This window comes from Caldococcus noboribetus, assembly GCF_055389385.1.
In genome coordinates this window covers 1,189,018-1,209,300 of the sequence record NZ_AP042475.1, presented here as the reverse complement: position 1 = coordinate 1,209,300, position 20,283 = coordinate 1,189,018, and the positions used below count along the sequence as shown (strand labels likewise).

Sequence of the window (20,283 nt, the reverse complement as noted above, 5' to 3'; positions counted from 1 at the left end):
ACGCTATAAGCTCACGAGAAGCATAACACCGTAACCTCAATCAAGCTATAATTCCGCCCCCTTCCGTGAAAGGCAGGTGCGAGGCTTGGGGAGCCTAGTTGAGAGGCTTGGCGAGTGCGGCCACCTGCTTCAGGTAGCCCTTGACTTCACCGACCTCAGGGACGCAATAAGGGTGGGCTCACTCACGTCCCTGGGACCTGCAGTGATACTTGAGGCTGGAACTCCTCTCATAAAGTCTGAGGGCATGAAGAGCGTCGACATCCTTAGGTCGCTCCCCGGAAGACACCTCGTGATGGCTGACACAAAGACTGCTGACGTAGGCGGCCTAGAGGCCAGGCTGGCCTTTGAGCACGGCGCTGACGCTATGAGCGTCCTGGCTGCCAGCAGCGAGGAAACCATAAAGGAGGCCGTCAGGGAGGCCGAGGCCACTGGAAGGGATGTTTATGCTGACCTAATAGGCTTCACAGACCTTGACTCATGGCTTAGGAAGGCTAAAGGCGCGGGCGCCCACGTGGCTGTGATACACATAGGGATCGACGTTCAGAGGGCCCTAGGTATAACTGCGGCGCAGGCCGTAGACATTGTGAGGAGGGCCAAGGAGGTCTTCGGAGGACCCGTGGCAGTCGCAGGCGGAATAAAGCCATCAGACGTCAGCGCCTTAGCGGCTGCCGGCGCGGACATAATAATTATAGGCTCAGCGATAACCAAGTCGCCTGACCCGGCGGCCGCAGCCAAGGCAGCCCTTGAGGGGCTGAGGCCAAGGTGCCAGTAGCATGGACAACATAAAGACAATAGTCAAGGAATCCATTAAGGAGTATAACAGGTACAGGTCCCCTGAGGCTGTTGCTAGGCTCGTCACTAGGAAGGGTGACACCTACTATGTCAAGTTTGATGGAAGCTACTGCGAAACCTGTGGCCTTTATGACTGGATTGACGACCTAAGGTACATAATGATTGAGAAGGGCCTTGACGTTGAGGTAGAGAAGCTCAATGAGCCTGAGGGGCCTGAGGGAAGCGTCAGAATAGCGGCATTTAGGGTCAGGCCCTCGAAGGGCCCGCAGAGGCCCTAAAGCTTAGCCCTCTTTCGCCAACTTCAACTTCTACGGCATTCTCATCCCTAAGGCACCTTATATAGCCCTTGACCGTGGCCTCCAGCAGCATAAGCACGTCAGGCGTTAGTTCAGAGTACTTGAACCTCTTTAGTAATGCTATCACTATGTCCTCGAGCGTGGCTGATTTAGATATAACGCTCAGAACGACCTCCTTGGCCTCCTCTATCCTTTTGATATTAGCTTCTATGAAGGGGCCTACCTCTGAGGCCTTAATCAATGGGCCGTGCGAAGGCACTATAAAGTCAACTTTTCCCTCAAGTCCCTCTATAGTGCTTAGGCTCCTTTCTGCGACGCAGGGCATCCTGTGGTATGGTACCCCGTACTTCTCAAGGACCCTGTCGCCGAAGAGCGCATCCGCAACATAGAAGACCCCATCTGGAGTTATAGCGCCTAGCTGACCGTCTGTGTGGCCTGGAAGCCTTACTAGCTTAAGAGGGCCGTAACTGTCGACCTCAGGAGGTATCTCCAAATCAACTCTGATCGGGGGACCATGGAACGTGAGAAGTTTATCGCTTGGGTTAACGGGATAGCCGAAGGTCATCATTACCCTGAGCTCCGGATTTTTGGCCACGGGCGCGTCAAGGCTGCTCATAGCTACTTCATCCACCTGCAGTTCTCCCAGCGCAGACAAGTGATCGCTATGATAATGTGTGACTAGGACCGCTCTCCTCCTTGCTCCAAGCCTCTCCAGGTCCCTCCTAAGCGCCCTCGGCCTATCCTCCCCTTGGCCTGGGTCAACCATGTAAACGGTTCCAGTCTCCCTATCAACATAAAATATTGTCGCAGGACTACCCTTTTCTAAGAATGTGGACCCCTTAACTGCGTTAGCGGTCAAGTAGTCCCTCCTCCTCTTCCTAAGCGTCCGCGTTATATAAAGTAAAAGCAAAATGCTTGTACGCAGAATTCAACTTAGCTGCCGGAATCATATGTACAAAAAGGGTAATCATAAAGCTGTTAAAGCTATGTTGTAAAGAAACTCTAGGGCCGTCAGCTCTTAGAACTCCTCCCCGCCCTCCTCACTGCTCTCCTCATTCCTTGGAGATCTTCTACCGCCTCCAAAGCTACGGCGGCCTCCAAACCTCCTCGAGCCTCTTTGTGGCCTATATCCCGTTGACTGAGCCTTCGGCGTGCTTTCTGGGATCTCCTCAGCCTTGGGGACCTCGCTGTCGTCTATCTTCTCTATGGATCCTCTGCTGCCTATGTTGAGCTGCACCTGCCCTTTAAAGCTCGTAGTCCACGCGCCTTTCAGCTCTACGGCGTCACCTTCGTTAAGCTTGCCCGCCTGCTGGCCCCACGCAGTGAGCTTTATCCTGCCAGTCTCGTCGCCTACTACAGCTTCGCTTATCGTTCTGTCCCCTCTCTGTGTATGTATAGTCTTTGGAGGTTCAACGCTCAAAACACGAACCTTTATGTCTATATTATCCTCGCCCTCGCGAAGGCTAGAAACCTTGCGAGGGGACTCTCCACCCTCTCCCGACACTTCGCACACTCTCTCTAGTTACGCGCCCCTCCCTGTTTCCAGGAAAGGGCCAAGAGCGACTGGCCTAGCAGGGTTTATAAGCCTACCTGCTCCTTTGAAAGCCCTAAACTAACCTGACAAATGCTTATTTTCTCTTTTTTTGTCAGCGCCCCGGGTGCGGAGCTGATGAGCCTTTGCTGATGAAAGGTCGCTTAAGGTGAGCATAGCCTCCATTGAGGTGGATCTTATAAGGCCTCATGAGATGTTCATCCCTGAGCGAGTTGATGAGGTCCTGAAGAGCATTACCAGGAGCATGGTGCTGGCCAAGCCCTTAGTGATTGCCGCCAACTCGTGGATTTTAGTGGACGGCGCTCACAGGCTAGAGGCGCTAAAGAGGCTTGGAGCCCGTTACGCGCCTGCCGTTATCATAGATTATAATTCTGATGAAGTGAAATTGTTCGGATGGATGAGGAGCTATTCATACAGCAATGAAGCGCTTAAGGAGCTTCGCAGGCTGACCGCCATATCGAAACTTAGGAACCGTCACGACGGCTCTGTTATGGTATGGCTTGATGGTTTGGACTCCTACTACGATATTAAGAAGTTCGAGTCCTTAGGTTTTACCCTAAGAGGGGTCTCAACATCTGCAAGGTCGCTCAGGGGCCTCATAGTGATACCTCCTCCGCCTACCAAGGATCTCGTAATCAGGGCAGCCATGTCAGGAGAGCTCCTGCCACCCAAAACAACCCGCCATATAACTGCTGCTAAGAATATAATTCTTCCAACGTCACTCAGAAGAATAATTCATGATGGTAAGGAGTGGCCTTGGTGAGCTACAAAAGCCTCTCATCGCTTCTCTACCTGGGACTGCAACACGTACACCAGGGTTATGTAGTGCGGCGCCAACCTTATTATGTCCCTCTTAGAGATCATGCCAATAGGTTTCATGCTGCCTCTGGAAAGAACTGGGAGATGACCTATATTATGAGCTCCCATAAGCTCGGCGGCCTCCTTAACTGTGTAGTCTTCAAGCACGAAGTAAGGGTTCCTGGTCATTATGTTGCCTACAGGTACGTTACGGGACAGCCCTCTGGCTACTACCTCCCTAACTATGTCGGTCTTAGTAACTATGCCTATGAGATTATCGCTGTCATCAACTATGATAAGGGAGCCCACGCCCTTGTCCATCATTATTTGAGCTGCCTCATTAACGGGCGTTATGGGAGTGACCTTAACTGGCGGAACATGCATTATGTCTCTAACCAGCGGCTCTGTAGCCATAGAGTCCCCAGATATCCTTTAGCCTCTGTCAATTAAAACGTGATGGTAGCCGTCGCTAAACGCGAGGAAAACCTAATATCTGCCGTTAAGCGCCTTTCTCATTACTTTCTCCTACAATCTCGCTGCGCTGGACAAGCATACGAGCGTCATTAATCATTTTCCTTATGTTATTCCAGTGGCCGCCCTCCCAGTATACGTGGCCACACTTTACACAAACGTAAAACTTGGCGTACCTGGCTAAGGCCCCTGGCGGGACACGGCCTCTTATAATATTCTTGTCAGTGACTTCCTTAAGAGGCCCATTGCATAGAGGGCACCTGCTCATCGAGGGGTCAGCTCTTAGCTCTATGAGCCCCTCACTGGCAAGCTTAGCAAGGTTTCTAACCACATCTACCTCAGGGAGAAGAACGGCTCTCAGCTTCAGCTTCTCAGCCCTCCTATAGAGGCCCTTGTCGCTAGTGATTATTATCCTACCAGTCCTCGCTGCTATGCCTAGTATTTGAGCATCGTTGTATGACTTGGAGTAAAGAGTGTCGTATCCTATCATCCGCAGCCACTTAGCCAAGGTGCCCAGCATCGCGTCAACTATGAACTTGTTGCTTTGCTGCACTGCCTGCGACCTCTGTGGGTGTGCGCCGGTGAAACCTTAAATTTCATCTAAGACAACCGCAGAAGTTCATAACTACCCATTAAGGTCTCACTCCCTTAGTCTCAAGAAGCTGAGACGGCCAAACGTAGCATTGTAAAGAGGTACCCATAGCTTCTCGCCAACGCCGTCAACCAAGAGACTTGACCACACGCCTACTGCAATGCCGCCTACTATGTCCCACAGCCAGTGAACCTGCAGAAGCAGCCTGGTGAACATTATCACTACGGCATAAAGTATAACGACATAGTTGAGCCCCTTCCTTCTCATTGACGGTGCTGCGGTGAAGTAATATGCAAGAACTGTCACCCTCACCGTATGCCCCGAGGGGAACCCGTAGTAGTCTGCGTTCAACAGATTGCCTAGGAGCCCGAAGTAAATGAACTGCTCGTGAGGGCGCGGCTCCATTACGTACGCTTTAAGTATCGCAGTCACTATCATTGAGAATATAATAGCGACTGCGAAGGATGTTATTCTCTTCGAAGCGCCTTTGTGGATCCCCGCGTCCAAAAAGTAGACTATGGCTGTGAGTACGGCGAATACCTCCAAACTTGCAGTATAAGAGACGTACTTCACTATAGCTTGCCTATCAGGCCCTATGCTCCTGAGTACGATCTGATTTACGAAATCTATGCCATCTACCCCCCTTAGAAGTTCTAGAACTAGGACTACCACAAGAATTACTGACGCTATGAGGAAAGCTCTAAAGCTAGCGGTAGGCTTCCTTAAGCTCATAAACGTTCGCCCAGAGGTCCTGTGACTCCCAGCCCCTCAAAACTATAAAACGTGGCTCTGGACCTTGAGCGTTCTCAGAGTCACTGACGAAGTGCTGCCCCCACCATCTCTGTGAGCGTCCTGAAACCCATGTAATTCATGTAATCCGCTATGCCCCTCTTTATCTCACCTATTACATTAAGGCCTTTCCTTACGAGCCCCGAGCCTACCTGAACAGCCTTTGCTCCGGCCAGGATGAGCTCTACAGCGTCCTCCCAGCGCTCCACGCCGCCAACGCCAAATATGTCTGGCCCGAGTTCCTTATAGACTTCATAGACGGCCCTTACTGCTATTGGGTGGATCGCTGGGCCGGAGAGCCCTCCAATTTCATGACCGAGAGCAGGCCTTAGGTTGTAAATGTCTATCTTCATAGCTCTTACGGTATTTATTAGCGTGAGTCCTTTAGCTCCAGCCTCGAGTGAGGCCTCTGCTGTTTCGATCATCCTGTCAGAGATGCCAAGCTTAGCTATTACCGGTATCTTAACTGTTGAGGCTACAGCGCTTACGACCTTCCTGCTCATCACGGGATCCATGCCTATGTCTAGGCCCATCTTCTCAACGTGAGGACAACTCAGGTTAAGCTCTATGGCAGCTGCTCCAGCCTCCTCGGCTGCGGCAGCAACCTTGGCGAAGTCCTCAGGAAGGGAGCCAGCGACGCTGACTATTATGGGGACTCCAAGTCCCTTGAGCAACCTCATGTGATCCCGTAGGCCCTCTATGCCTGGGTTCGCCAGGCCTATGGCATTTAATGAGCCCACGTCTAAGTGAAGAACCCTCGGCATAGGGTAGGGTTGTCTTGGGGAAAGAGTGTAAGACTTCGTAACCAGCGCGCTGACGCCTGATCTTCCTATCGCGAGGAGGCCGTCAAGGCTCTCACCCATAATGCCGCTGGCGTTCAGAACCGGGTGCTGCAGCTCTAGGCCTGCTACCCTTACCTCAAGGTTCAACGTCTCCCCTCCTGCTGAAAGGATTAAGTGCTGGGGGCTTAAGAATAACCTCCATCTCTTCAGCGGCGAGCTGACCCCCTACGAAGACCGCCCTAGGGATGGCCGCAAGCTCCTCCATAAATGCGTGGCCGTAAGGCGCTTTGCTGTATGTTGATAGGAACCTTGAGGGGCTTTCGCTGACTACAACTAAGTTGCCCCTGTAACCTGTCTCAATAAGGCCATAACGGGCTCCAAGGCCCAATATCTTGGCTGGGCCGGAAGTTAACGGTCTTAGGAACTCGGACCTACTTAACGCATGAGCTCTGACTAGCCTGTAGAGTAGCCAAGGCCATAGGCCAAGCCAGGGTATACCCGCTGGGCAGTGGGGCCACGCGGACTTCTCGCCCAGCGAGTGCGGCGCGTGGTCACTTGCAAGGGCGTCAAAAAGTCCCTCTATAAGGAACCTCATCATAAGATTCCTTGTAATTGGATCCCTAAGCGGCGGATTGACCCTGAAGTAGCATCCCCTCAGCGTGTAGTCGTAAAGTAGATAGTGCGGGGTCGTGTCAACACTGAAGCCCATGCTCTTGGCTAACATTAAGGTACCTGGGCATGACACGTGGGTTATGTGGACTCTGGCCGCGGCTTCAGCGAAGTAATAGAGGCTTGCCCCCTCCATCCAACAGCCTCTAAGCTCCCCCCTCTCATAGTTGTCATCATCCCATATTTTATCCGCCTCAGGGAGTTCCGGGTGAACTATGACAAGCACGTTCCTTAATTCAAGTATTCTCTTAACGCTGCTCCACCTTTTCATGAGGTCCTCCGGGAATATCTTGAAGCCGGCAACTGCAAGGCTCAGCACCTTTGTTATTACCTCAGGCGAGCTAGGGACGCCGGCATAAACCGTGTAGTCTACAAACGATTTTTCGGCAAGCTCATCAAGCTTAAGTTTTATTGCCTCAGGGGTCGATAGCCTTGGCTTAGTGTTAGGCATATCAGCCACGAGAGTTATGCCAGAGGAAAGTGCTGCCTCGGTGCCTGTTGCCTCATCTTCCTTATATGACAGCTCAAGACCCCTTAAGTGAACATGTATGTCTATTAAGCCGGGCATATATACTCACCTTCGCCCTCATAGGAGTATACTTTGTCTCCCATCGGTGCCTTAGTTATGGATTTTATGATGCCATTGCTGTCTATATTAACACAGCCGCTGCCCAGAAAACCTCGCGAATCAACCAGCTTGCCGCAAACAGACACACTATTATCATAACCTCTCAGCTTCGCCCACCACCGACAAGCTGCTCTATAACATCGCTTTCGCCTATTTCCGTGCCGCAGTAATAGCACTTAAGCCTAAGGGGCGACTCGCTGACCAGCAGGAACCTGCTGCTTATGGGCTCCCCGGGCTTCCTTGATATACACGTCGGGTTAGGGCACCTGAGCACGCCCTCTATTACCTTAGGTATCTCAACCTTCCTCTTTTCAACTACGCTGTAGTCCTTTATTATGTTTATTGTTGCATCCGGGGCCACAAGGGAGACCTTCATGAGGTCCTCCATCCTTGGATAGTAACCTTCTAACTTCACTATGTCCTTTTTCTTCATTCTAACGCTATCAACATTCATGACTACTGCTACTCTGAAGCCTTCATTGCCGGTTACTCCAAGTATTTTGAGCACTACGAGGGCCCTCCCGGCTGGTATATGATCTATGACTGTGCCCTCCCTTATCTTGCTAACGAGCAGCACCCCTTCCCGGCCTTTCCCGCTCAACTCGCCTCCTCACCCCCTAGTATCAGGTTAAGGAGAGCCATCCTAAGAGGCACTCCAAGACTTGCCTGTAGGAAGTAAGCCTGGTACTTAGTGCCATCTACATCAGTTGCCAACTCGTCAACCCTGGGCAGGGGGTGCAGTACTTTGGCAGTGCTCTTAGCATAGGTCTCTAGCAACCTCCTAGTAATTCTGTAGCTGCCTCTAACCTTTTCGTACTCCTGAGGGTCTGGGAACCTTTCCCTTTGTATTCTAGTCACGTAGATTACATCAGCTTTAGAAAGCCCCTCCTCGAGATTCACATATTCAAGCCTCAGCCCCCTAGACTCCACGTCCCTTCTAACCTCATCTTTCAGCTGAAGCTGCTGCGGAGCTGAAAGCATGACCGAGGCTGGCTTAAACAGGGAAAGCGCCCTCAAAAGGCTTGCAACGGTCCTTGCATACTTAAGGTCCCCGACTATAAGGTAGTTAAGACCGTCAACGCTTCCAAATAATTCCCTCACAGTATAAAGATCCAACATAGCCTGAGTTGGGTGGTGCTGGCTTCCATCGCCTCCATTAATTACCGGCACCCTAGCTACTTCTGCAGCGAGGGCTGCCGCGCCTTCATACTTATGTCTAACTACTATTAGGTCCGCGTAGCCGTCCAGCATCCTAATAGTGTCAACGAAGCTTTCCCCCTTAGCCACACTGGTGGCCTCCTCAGCAGAGAAGCCTATAACGTCGGCTCCAAGCCTCTTGGCTGCTGCTTCGAAGCTTAGCCTCGTTCTAGTCGATGGCTCAAAGAACGCTGTAGCTATTATTTTCCCTTCGAGAGTTCTAGTTACCTTGCCAGAGGAGAGCTGACGGCGCATCTTGTCCGCCTCTTCAAAAAGAACCTCCAGATCCTCCCTTGTGAAGTCTCTTGGGTCTATTACATCGCGACCGCGCCAGGGCAAAATGCCCACAAAAGGGCAGGGCGGTTGGGGCTTTAAAGCGCTTACAACCTTCTCCGGCTGCTTAGCAGGTTCTCCATGAATAACATTACCATAGCTTAGCAACAGTTTTACTGTTTAGCTCGTAATGCCGCCTTAACCCTATCTAAAGTTTGACCGCATCCTGCGGTGCCTATTAAATGAATGCCACGAATATCGCTCTGATATCCTTACTTAGTCTCCCAAAGTTCGTTAACCAAGGAGCTCAATTGTTCATCACTTATTATGCCGAGCCTTCTGGCCTCCTCGAGTATGCTCCTTAAAGTGGTGACCGAGAGCAGCCTGACACCGACGCTCTCCAGGGACTCCCTAGCTCCCTGCTCGCGATCTACTACAACAGCACTAATTATCTCCTTGGCTCCGTGAGACCTAAGAACATGAACGCCAAAGGAGAGGCTGCCGCCCGTGGTAGCTACATCATCTATTAGCAGCGCTGTCATATCCTTAATGTCGGCCCCTTCAAGGTCCTTTTCAGTTCCATGCCCTTTGGGCTGACGAATGTAAGCCAAGGGAATTCCTAAGCTGAGGGCGACCGCAGCGGCCCAGGGGACTCCTCCGGTTGCAACTCCTACAGCAGCACAGTTACTGCATTCGCCTACGTTCTCTATTACCTTATGGGCCAGCTCCAGTGATATTATTCTAAAGGCCTTGGGATGTCCTATGGCCTTCCTAAGGTCGACATAGACGTGGCTCACCCTGCCGGAAGCAAGCTTGAACTCGCCGAAGAGCACAGCACCTGTGCTGAGCAGAAGCCTATCAATGGCCTTGCTCAACCGCGACACCTCCTTAAGGCCTCCTCTTGCTCAAGGGCTATGAGCTCTACGGCCTTCCTAGGGTCTGGGCTCTCCGTTATGCTTCTTCCTACTATTTCATAATCGGCCCCAGCACAAAGCGCATCGCCAGGCCTTGCGCCTTGGGCGCCAATGCCAGGGGCTAGTATTTTCACGTCACTGTCAAGAGCTCTCCTTACAAGTGAGATCACGTCAGGCCTTGTAGCCGGCGCCACGACCCCCCATGGATTCACTTTCTTCGCTAAATCGATTGTGGCGTCCAAGTTCCTGTCGTAGAATTCTCTTGACCCTTCGTGGCTCATCGAAACTACAAGAATTAGCTTGATATTCCACTCTTTAAGTTTCTCGGATACCTCGTCAAGGGCGCCTCTATAGCCTATGAAAGAGTGAGCTATGACTGCATCGACGTAATCCTTCACCAGCGAGACCGTTCTAGCCATTATATCGCCTATGTCAGCAAGCTTAAGGTCTGCTATCAGTAGGCTGCCCTTGGCTCTCAACCTTGCTGCAGCGAGCCGCTCAAGGCCGCACTGCATAATGAATGGAATGCCTATCTTGAAGCCAATCACCTCATCCCTTAGGTTATCCATAACCTTTACTAAACCTTGGCAACCGCCAAGCACAGGACCGTCTATAGCAACGATTATGGGGCTTACCTTCAACTAAACCCTCCTGTCAATAAGCTGAGGGAGTTTTAAGCGTGAGCTGGCCTCAAGGCCCACTCCAGGAACTTGGAGACTGCCTCGTCTAACGAAGTAAACTTGAAGTCCCTTAAGTATCTACTGGAATAATACCTGTAGTTACTTGAAAGCATGCGGTACATCATCTTAAACGGCGACGAGGGTATAGCCGCGGCTAGCCTGATAGCCCACCTCGCGCCTACTATGCGGCAACTCTTCCTGAGCATCCCGCAGATAAGCCGGCCTACGTCACTTATGTCGACGTCGAAGGGCCAGTTGGCGTAAACCCACTTCCTGTCAAAGGCGCCAGAGCCAGCCATGGCGAGTATTCTGGCCAAGTCTCCTGAGTACACCATGTTTCTTGAACCGAAGCGTAACGCAAGTCCACGCTTTGCAGCCCATAACGTCACCTTCCACTGGGCCTCGTAGCCCCAGGGGCCAAAGACTAACGATGGCCTAACTATGGACCACTTGCCGCCTAGCCTCTCGCCCTCTGATACAAGCAGCCTCTCGCCCTCGGCTTTAGTGACCTCGTATGGAGTTCTGTGGATAAACACCTGGGGGTTCAGGTGCTCGCTCTCCTCCTCAACCAGGGCCCCCCTTGGCACCCCTCTTAGCTCAGCTGCTACGGCTGTTGAGCTTACGTAAACGACCCTTGCGCTAACCTGGGACGCGGCCTGAATCACACGCCTGAGGAGGCCCACATGGGCTTCCTCAAATTCCCTGTACCTTCCATATATTTTGCCAGCTATATGATAGTACACGTCACCTCCCAGTTTGCTCATAGCTTCAGATGTTAGAGAGTCGAGTACAACTATGTCCACGCCCATTTTACTTAAGCTGTCCGAAATCTCAGGTCTTCGCCTTATGGACGACCTCCTGGCCACGACCACAACCTCATGGCTTCCTTTAAGCTCAGCCGCCAGGTTCACACCTACAAAGCCTACGCCGCCAACAAGCACGTGCTTCACGGCTATCTCTCTCTAGGTGTTGATTAGAGGGGGCCCAGTTAAAAGGCGTGGCAAGTATGGCTAAAAAGAGGTCTGGTAAAGCCTTTTGGCTGTTTTACGCACGTAATCTTCGAGCACTTCAACCCCTATGCCGCTCCTCGTGGGCGCCGATATGGTGCCGTCCTTGTTAAGCTCCCAGGGAGGCTCCACTATGTCGTTTTCATAGTACCTAGAGCTTGCACTTATGTCGTTAGGGTACCTAACCCCTTCTAGGGTTGCGGCCGCCACCAGGTGCCCTCTGCCCACGCCCGTCTCAAGCATGCCGCCTATCCATATCGGCCTCCCCAGCTGCCTGTACCAGAAGTCGTGTATTCTCAGGGTCTCGCCGAGGCCCCCCACCCTGGCAGGCTTCACATTTATTATCATCGCTGAGCCCAGCTGATAGGCCTTCCTAGCGTCTTCTAGGTCAGTAATGCTTTCATCAAGGCATATTGGCGTCCTTATCCTCCTGGCCAGCTCAGCGTGATCCACCAGGTCCCTCCAGCCCAAGGGCTGTTCTATCATGAGCAAGCCGTACTCGTCCAGCTTCCTGAAGGTCTCTATATCGCTTAGACTGTAGGAGGCGTTTGCGTCAACCTGGAGTGGAAGTCCGTCCCCGAAGGTCTCCCTCAACTTCTTGACCGGGGCCACGTCATAGCCCGGCTTTATCTTTATCTTTACCCTTACGTAACCCTGCTGAAGGTAGCTGTCAACGACCTTTACTAGGTCCTGCAGCGAGGGTTGTATGCCAACGCTTACTCCACTCACTATTTTGTCCCTGACCCCTCCTATGTACTTCCAGAGCGGAAGCCCCTCAAGCTTGGCCGCAAGGTCCCACAGGGCCATTTCAACGCCTGCCTTGGCCATGTTGTGACCCCTTATTCTGCTCACTAAAGTAGGGAAGCCCTTTGGGGTGACGTCGCCCTTCAGCTGTGGCAGGATGAAGTCCCTTATCACGTGCCAGGCGGTCTCGTTCGTCTCATAGCTGTACCACGGGCCTGAGTCGGCCACGACCTCGCCCCAGCCCACCTCGCCGCCCTTCTCCTCGGCTCTAACTAAGATGGCAGGTCTCTCCTCGGTCCTCCCAAAGCTTGTCTCAAAGGGCGCCCTTAACTTGACCCAGACCTCTATGAGCTCCACTTTCCTCAGCTCCAAGGTCTCACCCCGTCGAGAACTTCCCCTAGGCTTTCCCTCACCATTATCACATAGCCGTGCCCATGTTCGTCCCAAGTGAAGTCCGAGGCCACATAGCCCTCGCCGAGGTACTTAAGGTAGGCCTGCCTAGTTGCCTCCCTCCACCTGGATGCCAACTCACTCCTCACGGAGCTCAGCTCAGATATTGAGTAAGGAAGCCCTATGGCAACCACCAGCGGGCTCCTGCTGAGGTCCGGCCCCTTTGGCTCCTCGCTACCCCTTGGGCCAGCCGGGGCGACAGCCACATGGGTCCCTAGCTCTATCAGCTCCTCAAGGGAAGGAGTTCTCGCAGTTCCAGATATCTTGCTAATAACGTTCTTGCTGTCAAGGTACCATTCAGCCAAGGCCCTGTCGGTCTCAAGGCCGGCGTTTATTGAATCGTGAAGCTGGCCGTAGTACCTGACCTTGTACTTCGTGAAAATGGCCCCAAGCTTGCCGAGGTTGAAATGCGCGTTAAGGCTCTGAAGCGGATCGAAGGTCCACCTTATTATCCTGACTCCTGCGGCCAGGACCTCCCTCCTCTGGGCAAGCTTAAGGCTCGTGCCCAGACCGCTGTACTTTCTCTCCTTCACAACGCCGGTCATATGGCTGTAAAAGTAAGGCCCCTCGGGAGTCTCCACGAACCAGCCTAGCGAAAAGCCTACAAGCCTGTCACCGTCAAAGGCCCCCAGCACAAGGCCTCCATTATCAACTATAGCCTTAAGTATATGAAGCGGCACGGCCTCGCACTGGGACCTGTCCATTCCCCAGGCGGAGAGCTGAACCTCAACTACTTGCGACAGCTCTGAGGGGTCGCTTAACTTCCTGATCTCAACCAACGAGGCCCCCCACATATAAGTTACTTCAGGAGGGTAAAATTACGTTAGTGGCAAAGCTCAAAGGCTTAGGCCTCAGTGATACCTTAGAACCTGCAAGGGCTGTGATGCCATGATATATGTGAGGCTTGGCAAGGGAGGCCCTAGGGTTAGCGCCGTAGGACTTGGCTTTTGGGAGATAGGCTCAACCTCGTGGAAAGGCAGCGAAGGGGCCTCAGTCGATATAGTGAGGGCCGCGATAGATAACGGCATTAACTTTTTCGACACGGCTGAAGTCTATGGAATGGGAAGGAGCGAGAGGTCCCTAGGCTACGCGGCGAGAACTCTTGGGCTTAGATCTGACGACATAGTAATAGCCACCAAGGTAGCAGGCTTTAGGCCATTGAGGTGGCTCGTGGTCAAGGCGGCTGAGGCCTCTGCAAGAAGGCTTGGCCTAAGGCCTTCCCTGCTTCAGCTTCACTGGCCGCCCCCGGCCTGGGTGCCCCTCTGCGAGCCGCTGAGAGGGCTTGAGGATGCAGTCAAGATGGGGCTGGCTGAGTTCATAGGGGTCTCCAACTTCCCTGGGCGCATGCTTGAGGAGGCGGCTAGCTGCCTCAGGTCAGCTGAGATCGTGTCTGACCAGGTGGAGTATAGCCTCGCCTTTAGGACTCCCGAGCTTGACGTGTTCAGAACCGCGGGAAAGCTGGGCGCCAGCATCATAGCTTACTCGCCGCTGGCCAAGGGGGCCCTCGCAGGCGCCGCCGCTGCTAGGCGCGTCCAGAAGATGGATTCAAGGTTCAGGGAGGCCTCCCAGGACATAGAGCTTCAGGAAGCCTTAGCCAAGGTAGCCATGTCTCACGGGGCTACAAAGGCGCAGGTGGCCCTCTCATGGATAGTCAGCAAGGGCGCCGTTCCTATACCTGGTACCACCAAGCCGGGGAGAGTTGCTGAGCTTGCTAGGTCTGCCGAGCTAAGGCTAGCAGACGATGAGCTCTCACTCCTTGACAGGACAAGCTCTAAATATGTAACCATGTGGGGGAAAGGCTACTCTAACCTAAGGATGCTCAGGTTTATACCATGCGGGCTCCAGTACCTTGGGGTCAAGGCCATGGGAGGCGCCTAATGCTCCTAGGCACATAGTGACAAGGCCTAGAGCTAGGTAATCCTATAGATAGCCCGCTGCTGGCGGCTGCCTAGCAGCTTAGCAATAAAAACTAAGGGCCTACTTTCTTTGAGGGAAAGCCGTGGATCTGGAGGACATAATGTCAAGACTGGCCGAAGTGGCCAAGTCAGTGCCGGTCCACTACAGGGACGGCATACTGGGCTCCATGACCACCCCTCCTCATCCAGTAGCCAAGGTGGCCTTTGACATGTTCCAAGGGCTTAACGTAAACGACGAGGAGCTTTACAGGCCCCTCAGGAAGCTGGAGGAGGAGGCCATTAGGGAGCTCGGAAGCTACCTGGGCTGCAGCGGGTGCACAGGCTACATAACTAGCGGCGGCAGCGAGTCCAACCTGGCGGCCCTTTACCTGGCAAGGGAGCACGGCTTTGACGTCGTCTACTACACAGCGGCTGCGCACCACTCTATAACTAAGGCTGCCTACCTGCTCAGAATGAAACCAGTTGAAGTTAACATGAAGGGGTACCGGATGGATCCTACTTCCCTCAGATCCCTGTGCAAGGCGAACGGTCCGGGCGTCGTTGTGGCCACCGTAGGCACTACGTCAGTGGGCACAATAGACCCTGTAGAGGAAATTTCTGCCGTAGCCGCTGAGTGCAACTCCGTAGTTCACGTCGATGCGGCCCTGGGCGGCCTTGTGGCCCCCTTCGTTTACCCCAACAGAAGGCTTGGATTCCAAAACGAACCGGTCATGAGCGCAACGCTTGACCCTCATAAACTTGGACTTGCCCCGCTGCCTGCGGGCGGCCTGATAGTCAGGGATGAGGAATGGTTTAAGCCCCTTGACTTTAAGGCCGAGTACTACCCTGCGGGGCATCAAATAGGCCTCTTTGGAACCAGGAGCGGAGGCCCTGTAGCAGCCACCTGGGCTATAGTAAAGTACATGGGCCATGACGGCTATGCGGCGCAGGCCCAGGAGCTCATGGAAAGAACCAGGTACTTGGTGAACAGAGTTGAAGATCTAGGGCTTAAGACACCTGCGAGCCCTGAGACACCGGTTGTGTGTATAGAATATACCAATGACGAAGCCCTGATGAGGTTCCTTGCCAGGAAAGGCCTCTATGTGTATAAGTGTGGCTTGGTGCCCGGCATAAGGATTGTAGTGATGCCCCATGTAACCAGGGCCCTGCTTGACAAATTCTTACTATCGCTTAAGGACTACCTCTCCCAACGCAGCTAAAATACTCACATAGGCATTGTTATGAGGCCCTTATCAAGTAATGTGTTGATCTTCTGCCTGACGGAGCCTATTATCTCAGTGGCCCTCTCCAGCTCCTCCCTGTACGTGGTAGACCTCCTGGCCACCCCCTCCTCGACCGCCCTAACTGCGACGGCGGCGGCCACCCTGGGGTAGACCTCCCACTCCTCCATGGTCGGAAGTATCTTGTCCTCGGATATGCCCCTCTCCTCGGCGAACTTCGCCAGCTCGACGGCCGCGGCTATGGCCATGGTGTCGGTTATGGTCCTCGCCCTGACGTCCAGGACGCCGCGGAAGACGGCAGGGAAGACGAGGCTGTTGTTGACCTGGTTAGGGAAGTCGCTCCTGCCGGTCGCCACGACCCTGGCGCCGGCCCTCTTGGCCTCAGAGGGCCATATCTCGGGCACGGGGTTGGCTAGGGCGAACACGACGGCGTCCCTGTTCATCCTTGAGACCCACTCGGGCCTTATGACCCCTGGCCCGGGGGAGGAGGCGGCTATGACTACGTCAGCGCCGTCGAAGGCCCTCTCCACTGGGGAGCCAGGGGGGAGGCCTCCCCCTCCCGTCTCTATGGCTATCTGGTACTGGTACGGGTCGGTTAGCATGAGCTTGTCAATGTCCTTCATCTCAGGGTGAAGGACTCCGTATTTATCAATTGCTACTATATGGTTAGCCTTAACGCCCATGTACTTCAGTAGCCTGTAAAATGCTGTATTAGCTGCGCCCACTCCAAAAATCACTATCCTGACGTCCTGGAGCTTCTTGCCGACAACCTTAAGCGCGTTTATGAGCCCCGCGAGCGCGGCGGTGGCCGTGCCCTGCTGGTCGTCGTGCCACACGGGTATCTGCAGCTTCGACCTGGCCTCGTCAAGTATGACGAAGCACTTCGGCTTCTCTATGTCCTCAAGGTTTATGCCGCCGAAGGAGGGCTCTATAGCCACGAGCAGGTTCACGAAGTCCTCGGCCTTTGAGAATCTGTGCACTATAGGCACCGCGTCCACGCCGCCTAGGTACTTGAAGAGCAGAGCCTTGCCCTCCATCACCGGGTACGCCGCCTCCGGGCCCACCTTGCCCAGGCCGAGGACCCTCGTGCCGTCGCTCACCACGGCTATCGTGTTCCACCTTGACGTGAGCTCGAAGGAGAGGTCAGGGTCTGAGCTTATGAGCCTGCTCACGGCGGCGACGCCTGGGGTGTACCATACTGCAAGGTCCTTGAGGCCCCTCACGGGCACCTTGGGCAGGACCTCTATCTTGCCGCCGTAGAACCTGTGCATATTGATGCTAAGCGAATACCACTCCTCTGTGGCCGGCTCCCCCTCTGACACTCTGGTCACACTCACGCTGGCGTGAGCCTGAGCCCTTAACACGCTTTTCAATAAAAAGTGACAGAATTAGGTCATAATATTATTTTGACGACCTTATAGAAATCGCTAAGCGCTATCGACCATGAATACCCTCCTGGCGTATGGACTTAGGTAGCCCCTCAGCAGGCCACCGCTGAGCTGCGGCTGATATTTTGGAATGACCCAGTACTTCATGAGGGGCAGGTATATCAATCCCGAGACTGTGAATGAGAGCAGCCATGAGCTGTTGAAGAGGACCTGGTGGTAGGGTAGAGGCGCATATATGAGCACCGTCACTATTAGGAAGGTGATGACTGCCGCTGGGTTTATGCCGTACCAGTACCTATAGATTCCATCGCTTCTAAACACGTCGGCCAGGTCAAGCTTGAACCTCCTTATCACGGCATAGTCGAATATAATCACGCCCTCTATGCCTCCAAGGAGGCCTCCATACGTCAGTAACCAGTTAGTTATGTAACTGTAAGCGTTACCGTAATAGCTCCATGCGCCTATTCCAACCGCTATTGCAATAAGCGCCAGGGACCCCTTAAACCAGCTCATGTGCTTCGGGAACGTGTTGGCTATGTCATATGCAGGGCCAACGGCGTTAGCGAAGGCATTAACCAGGAACGTGGCCAGCATTATGGATATTAGGATGAAGTAGCCAAGAGGCTTAGCCATGTAGAGGGTCGTTAGGACTATGGGATCCCATATTACCTTGCCATAGAGCTCGTAGGCGGCTGCGGTAGTCATTACGGAGAATGTCGCTACGGCGAGCATCAGGAACGGCATGGTCAGCTGCCCATAGGCCTGCGAGCTCTGCGACTTGGCGAATCTAGTGTAGTCCGGCATCGTAAGCGCCATAGTTGCCCAGAAAGCTATGTTTGCGTTAAGGAACGCCAGGAAGCCCAGCCAGGTGAAATGGCCTTGTCCTGATATGGCTGAGAGGTTAACAGACCAACCGGCCGCGTTCATAAAGTAAACCCATAGGTCTACGAAGGCGATCATAACTATGGGCCCTCCTACCCTGGCAAGCCACCTGAGGGCAGGCTGCGACTTCACTATGGGCGATAGGTAGAAGACTAGCATCTGCGCCGCTATAACGACCACGAACGTGGCCCAGAATATTCCTGGAAAGTCCTTCGCAAGCACGAAGGGGTAGTTCTGGAAGTGGGCCACAGTGTATGCTATAACTGAGGTCTTGCCAGTGTATATGGCGTAAAGCGCTGTCGCAGCCTCAGCTATTATGTAGCTCTCTATGCCCCACCAACCTGCCCCTATTATTGCCCTCACCCAGCTTGGGAACATGGCCCCATAGGTTCCCCACCTGGTCCTGGTGAGCTGCGGCTCGGCTATGCCGTACCTAGCCCCTCCGTGGGACTGTATTATCATAGGGACTACCACTATGAGGTTCCCTAGGAACACTGTAAGTATGGCCTGGAGCGGCGTCAGGCCCATGAGCAGTCCTATGCTGGCTAAAGTCCACGACGGCACTATGAATGCCATCGAGACCCATATCAGGAAGTAGGTCAGTGCACCCCATGTCCTTTTAGATATTGGCACTGGGTGTATGTCAGGGTTCCAAAGGAACTTCTCTTCGGGGAAGCCAGCGGTGAGCTCCACCTGGCCCTTCTTGGGGTCATAGCGAGTTATGGAAAGCGAGTTGGGACTAGAGGAACCTAACCCAGAGGAGCCCGATTGCCGGAAGCCTGGGCCTCCCAGTTTCCGCGCCAAAATGCCTTCTCTCGCCTGTGAGGCTGCCCACTTATAAGGGTTTCTCAACTTGAGTTATGGCCTTCCAGGCCTTAAAGAGCCGCCGCTGTATGACAACTTACCATACCCATAACTGCCGCCAGGCGCAGCCAGTCTACCTATCAATAAACCCACCAGGAGACTTAGGGCTCTGCGCGGCCTGTCTACAAAGGCCTGTAGACCGCCTTTTTACCCTAAAAATTATTTAGAAAGTTAACACACAATTGCGGGGCTTACAGCTAGCTGCTACAGCCCCGCAGGGCAGACAGCCTCCAAGCCAGGTGTTACCTAGTGACACGCACAGGAACCCAGCAGTCTGCAGGTAACACTGACCTAGCGAACACTTCATAAAGTGCCACCCTTTGAGCTATATGGCGCGGTCAGAGGAGTTCACCCAGCTAAAGCGCCGGTGTTACTTAAGGGGGCCAAACGCTGTATGAGCGACCGCGGGAACTCTTAGGCCTCTTTGGGACAAGAGGGTCCCATCAGCTAGGTTAACTTTTTGCTAACATTTTTAATTTAGAGTTAACGCGCACTTAACTCCGCCCCCCTCATTTGCCGCCCTTGGTTTAACTGGAGTTAACTGCGGCAACTTGACAGGGCAGTTAACTGATTGGCCAGCCTCCCCCCACTTGGGGGCGCACAGCCGATGGCCTGCCTCGAGGCCGCGATGGGGAGGCAAGGCTGCAGACGCCCAACAAATATCTACTGCTCTGTAGACTAGTGAACCGCCCTGTAAAGCGGCCAGTGCGTGAACCGAGCAGCTATTATAGCTGGCAAAGGATCCCTGTGACTAAAGTTGGCCGCAGTTTAAGCTATCGAGACGCCTGTGATGAATGAGCTTAAGCTTATTTGCGCGGGCAACATAGTTACGGGCAGGGAACAGCATGAAGTTCGGCAGCTACGCAGAAGTGCCTTCTCAGGACGTCTCCGCTCTCCTGCCAGGCACTAAAGGGGTCACAGTGCAGTGGCTTGTTAGCAGAGCTGACGGCTCTGACAAAATAGCTCTGAGGAGGTTTGTGGTAGAACCCCATGGAGCTATGCCGTACCACAAACACAAGTACGTCGAAGCGGTATACATAATTAAAGGGACGCTTAAGGTCACTATAAACGGCGTCGCTAAGGTGCTGAAGGCTGGCGACTTCTTCTACACGGGCCCTTACGAGCCCCACAGCATAGAAAACCTATCGGACGAGGAGGCAGTGTTTATCTGCGCTATAAGCTACGAAGATGATATGAGTCTTCAGCCGGTCAACACGTAAAGCCTCGCCAGAAAGCGCCATCCTCAAGGTAAACCTTAGTTAATTAATGTGATGTTTATTTGACCTATATCATAATTAAAACAAATATCATCGTAAAACTGTACTATGCGGCTTCCCTTTTAAGCTACTTCAAGTAGACAGCACTGTTAATTTCCTTAC

The 20,283-nt window shown here is 53.3% G+C and carries 22 protein-coding genes; 6 read left to right on the top strand and 16 right to left on the bottom strand.

Going from position 1 to position 20,283, the window contains the following annotated elements; all coding sequences use genetic code 11:
• Positions 1 to 85: 85 nt before the first annotated feature.
• Together ACZ5GQ_RS06450 and ACZ5GQ_RS06445 are read left to right on the top strand one after the other, a co-directional pair.
• Positions 86 to 772, top strand: coding sequence for an orotidine 5'-phosphate decarboxylase / HUMPS family protein (locus ACZ5GQ_RS06450; protein WP_498856340.1), 687 nt, complete (start codon positions 86 to 88; stop codon positions 770 to 772).
• 1 nt (position 773) lies between these two features.
• Entirely contained in the window at positions 774 to 1,070 is a 297-nt protein-coding gene (locus ACZ5GQ_RS06445) for a hypothetical protein (RefSeq protein WP_498856339.1), read from the top strand.
• Here the strand turns inward: ACZ5GQ_RS06445 and ACZ5GQ_RS06440 are convergent.
• Together ACZ5GQ_RS06440 and ACZ5GQ_RS06435 are read right to left on the bottom strand one after the other, a co-directional pair.
• Complete coding sequence (locus ACZ5GQ_RS06440) at positions 1,039 to 1,947, bottom strand: MBL fold metallo-hydrolase (RefSeq protein ID WP_498856338.1); 909 nt, start codon at positions 1,945 to 1,947, stop codon at positions 1,039 to 1,041. The genes ACZ5GQ_RS06445 and ACZ5GQ_RS06440 overlap by 32 nt on opposite strands.
• Before the next feature lie 159 nt (positions 1,948 to 2,106).
• Complete coding sequence (locus ACZ5GQ_RS06435; protein WP_498856337.1) at positions 2,107 to 2,592, bottom strand: OB-fold nucleic acid binding domain-containing protein; 486 nt, start codon at positions 2,590 to 2,592, stop codon at positions 2,107 to 2,109.
• A 196-nt stretch (positions 2,593 to 2,788) separates the two neighbouring features.
• Between ACZ5GQ_RS06435 and ACZ5GQ_RS06430 the strand changes: the two genes are divergently transcribed.
• Complete coding sequence (locus ACZ5GQ_RS06430) at positions 2,789 to 3,403, top strand: ParB N-terminal domain-containing protein (RefSeq protein WP_498856336.1); 615 nt, start codon at positions 2,789 to 2,791, stop codon at positions 3,401 to 3,403.
• Between the two features lie 14 nt (positions 3,404 to 3,417).
• Here ACZ5GQ_RS06430 and ACZ5GQ_RS06425 read toward each other — a convergent pair whose 3' ends face one another.
• From ACZ5GQ_RS06425 to ACZ5GQ_RS06370, 12 genes are all read right to left on the bottom strand, one after another.
• On the bottom strand, positions 3,418 to 3,852 hold the full coding sequence (locus ACZ5GQ_RS06425) for a CBS domain-containing protein (RefSeq protein WP_498856335.1): 435 nt from the start codon (positions 3,850 to 3,852) through the stop codon (positions 3,418 to 3,420).
• Between the two features lie 85 nt (positions 3,853 to 3,937).
• Positions 3,938 to 4,462 (bottom strand): Mut7-C RNAse domain-containing protein, encoded by a 525-nt coding sequence (locus tag ACZ5GQ_RS06420; protein ID WP_498856334.1) that lies wholly within the window; start codon positions 4,460 to 4,462, stop codon positions 3,938 to 3,940.
• Between the two features lie 87 nt (positions 4,463 to 4,549).
• Positions 4,550 to 5,233 (bottom strand): phosphatase PAP2 family protein, encoded by a 684-nt coding sequence (locus tag ACZ5GQ_RS06415; protein WP_498856333.1) that lies wholly within the window; start codon positions 5,231 to 5,233, stop codon positions 4,550 to 4,552.
• Positions 5,234 to 5,313: 80 nt separating this feature from the next.
• A complete protein-coding gene (gene pyrD / locus ACZ5GQ_RS06410; RefSeq protein ID WP_498856332.1) occupies positions 5,314 to 6,219 on the bottom strand; it encodes a dihydroorotate dehydrogenase in 906 nt (301 codons plus the stop codon).
• Positions 6,209 to 7,309 (bottom strand): amidohydrolase family protein, encoded by a 1,101-nt coding sequence (pyrC, locus tag ACZ5GQ_RS06405; protein ID WP_498856331.1) that lies wholly within the window; start codon positions 7,307 to 7,309, stop codon positions 6,209 to 6,211. The genes pyrD and pyrC overlap by 11 nt, the downstream gene beginning before the upstream one ends.
• Positions 7,310 to 7,472: 163 nt before the next feature.
• Entirely contained in the window at positions 7,473 to 7,970 is a 498-nt protein-coding gene (gene pyrI, locus ACZ5GQ_RS06400; protein WP_498856330.1) for an aspartate carbamoyltransferase regulatory subunit, read from the bottom strand.
• Positions 7,967 to 8,905: an aspartate/ornithine carbamoyltransferase family protein gene (gene pyrB, locus ACZ5GQ_RS06395; protein ID WP_498856329.1), complete on the bottom strand. Its 939-nt coding sequence runs from the start codon at positions 8,903 to 8,905 to the stop codon at positions 7,967 to 7,969. Before pyrB ends, pyrI begins: the two co-directional genes overlap by 4 nt.
• A gap of 206 nt (positions 8,906 to 9,111) precedes the next feature.
• Positions 9,112 to 9,714: an orotate phosphoribosyltransferase gene (locus ACZ5GQ_RS06390; protein WP_498856328.1), complete on the bottom strand. Its 603-nt coding sequence runs from the start codon at positions 9,712 to 9,714 to the stop codon at positions 9,112 to 9,114.
• Entirely contained in the window at positions 9,711 to 10,394 is a 684-nt protein-coding gene (pyrF, locus tag ACZ5GQ_RS06385) for a beta/alpha barrel domain-containing protein (protein ID WP_498856327.1), read from the bottom strand. The genes ACZ5GQ_RS06390 and pyrF overlap by 4 nt, the downstream gene beginning before the upstream one ends.
• 32 nt (positions 10,395 to 10,426) lie before the next feature.
• Positions 10,427 to 11,383, bottom strand: coding sequence for an NAD-dependent epimerase/dehydratase family protein (locus ACZ5GQ_RS06380; protein WP_498856326.1), 957 nt, complete (start codon positions 11,381 to 11,383; stop codon positions 10,427 to 10,429).
• Positions 11,384 to 11,443: 60 nt separating this feature from the next.
• Complete coding sequence (gene menC, locus ACZ5GQ_RS06375; RefSeq protein WP_498856325.1) at positions 11,444 to 12,556, bottom strand: o-succinylbenzoate synthase; 1,113 nt, start codon at positions 12,554 to 12,556, stop codon at positions 11,444 to 11,446.
• Complete coding sequence (locus ACZ5GQ_RS06370) at positions 12,547 to 13,413, bottom strand: hypothetical protein (RefSeq protein WP_498856324.1); 867 nt, start codon at positions 13,411 to 13,413, stop codon at positions 12,547 to 12,549. The genes menC and ACZ5GQ_RS06370 overlap by 10 nt, the downstream gene beginning before the upstream one ends.
• 109 nt (positions 13,414 to 13,522) lie before the next feature.
• On the opposite strand from ACZ5GQ_RS06370, the gene ACZ5GQ_RS06365 reads away from it, so the two are divergent.
• Both ACZ5GQ_RS06365 and mfnA read left to right on the top strand, forming a co-directional pair.
• Entirely contained in the window at positions 13,523 to 14,512 is a 990-nt protein-coding gene (locus tag ACZ5GQ_RS06365) for an aldo-keto reductase family protein (protein WP_498856323.1), read from the top strand.
• Between the two features lie 121 nt (positions 14,513 to 14,633).
• Positions 14,634 to 15,749 (top strand): PLP-dependent aminotransferase family protein, encoded by a 1,116-nt coding sequence (gene mfnA / locus ACZ5GQ_RS06360; RefSeq protein WP_498856322.1) that lies wholly within the window; start codon positions 14,634 to 14,636, stop codon positions 15,747 to 15,749.
• Between the two features lie 5 nt (positions 15,750 to 15,754).
• Here mfnA and ACZ5GQ_RS06355 read toward each other — a convergent pair whose 3' ends face one another.
• Together ACZ5GQ_RS06355 and ACZ5GQ_RS06350 are read right to left on the bottom strand one after the other, a co-directional pair.
• Complete coding sequence (locus tag ACZ5GQ_RS06355; protein WP_498856321.1) at positions 15,755 to 17,092, bottom strand: NAD(P)-dependent malic enzyme; 1,338 nt, start codon at positions 17,090 to 17,092, stop codon at positions 15,755 to 15,757.
• A gap of 105 nt (positions 17,093 to 17,197) precedes the next feature.
• Entirely contained in the window at positions 17,198 to 18,733 is a 1,536-nt protein-coding gene (locus ACZ5GQ_RS06350; RefSeq protein WP_498856320.1) for a cytosine permease, read from the bottom strand.
• A 1,016-nt stretch (positions 18,734 to 19,749) separates the two neighbouring features.
• Between ACZ5GQ_RS06350 and ACZ5GQ_RS06345 the strand changes: the two genes are divergently transcribed.
• A complete protein-coding gene (locus ACZ5GQ_RS06345) occupies positions 19,750 to 20,124 on the top strand; it encodes a cupin domain-containing protein (RefSeq protein ID WP_498856319.1) in 375 nt (124 codons plus the stop codon).
• Positions 20,125 to 20,283: the final 159 nt, after the last annotated feature.

Bases quoted from the DNA above. Each gene is read 5' to 3' on its own strand.
- ACZ5GQ_RS06345 (WP_498856319.1), top strand. From the start codon at position 19,750: ATGAAGTTCGGCAGCTACGCAGAAGTGCCTTCTCAGGACGTCTCCGCT.
- ACZ5GQ_RS06365 (WP_498856323.1), top strand. From the start codon at position 13,523: ATGATATATGTGAGGCTTGGCAAGGGAGGCCCTAGGGTTAGCGCCGTA.
- ACZ5GQ_RS06445 (WP_498856339.1), top strand. From the start codon at position 774: ATGGACAACATAAAGACAATAGTCAAGGAATCCATTAAGGAGTATAAC.
- pyrC (WP_498856331.1), bottom strand. From the start codon at position 7,309: ATGCCCGGCTTAATAGACATACATGTTCACTTAAGGGGTCTTGAGCTG.
- ACZ5GQ_RS06415 (WP_498856333.1), bottom strand. From the start codon at position 5,233: ATGAGCTTAAGGAAGCCTACCGCTAGCTTTAGAGCTTTCCTCATAGCG.
- ACZ5GQ_RS06425 (WP_498856335.1), bottom strand. From the start codon at position 3,852: ATGGCTACAGAGCCGCTGGTTAGAGACATAATGCATGTTCCGCCAGTT.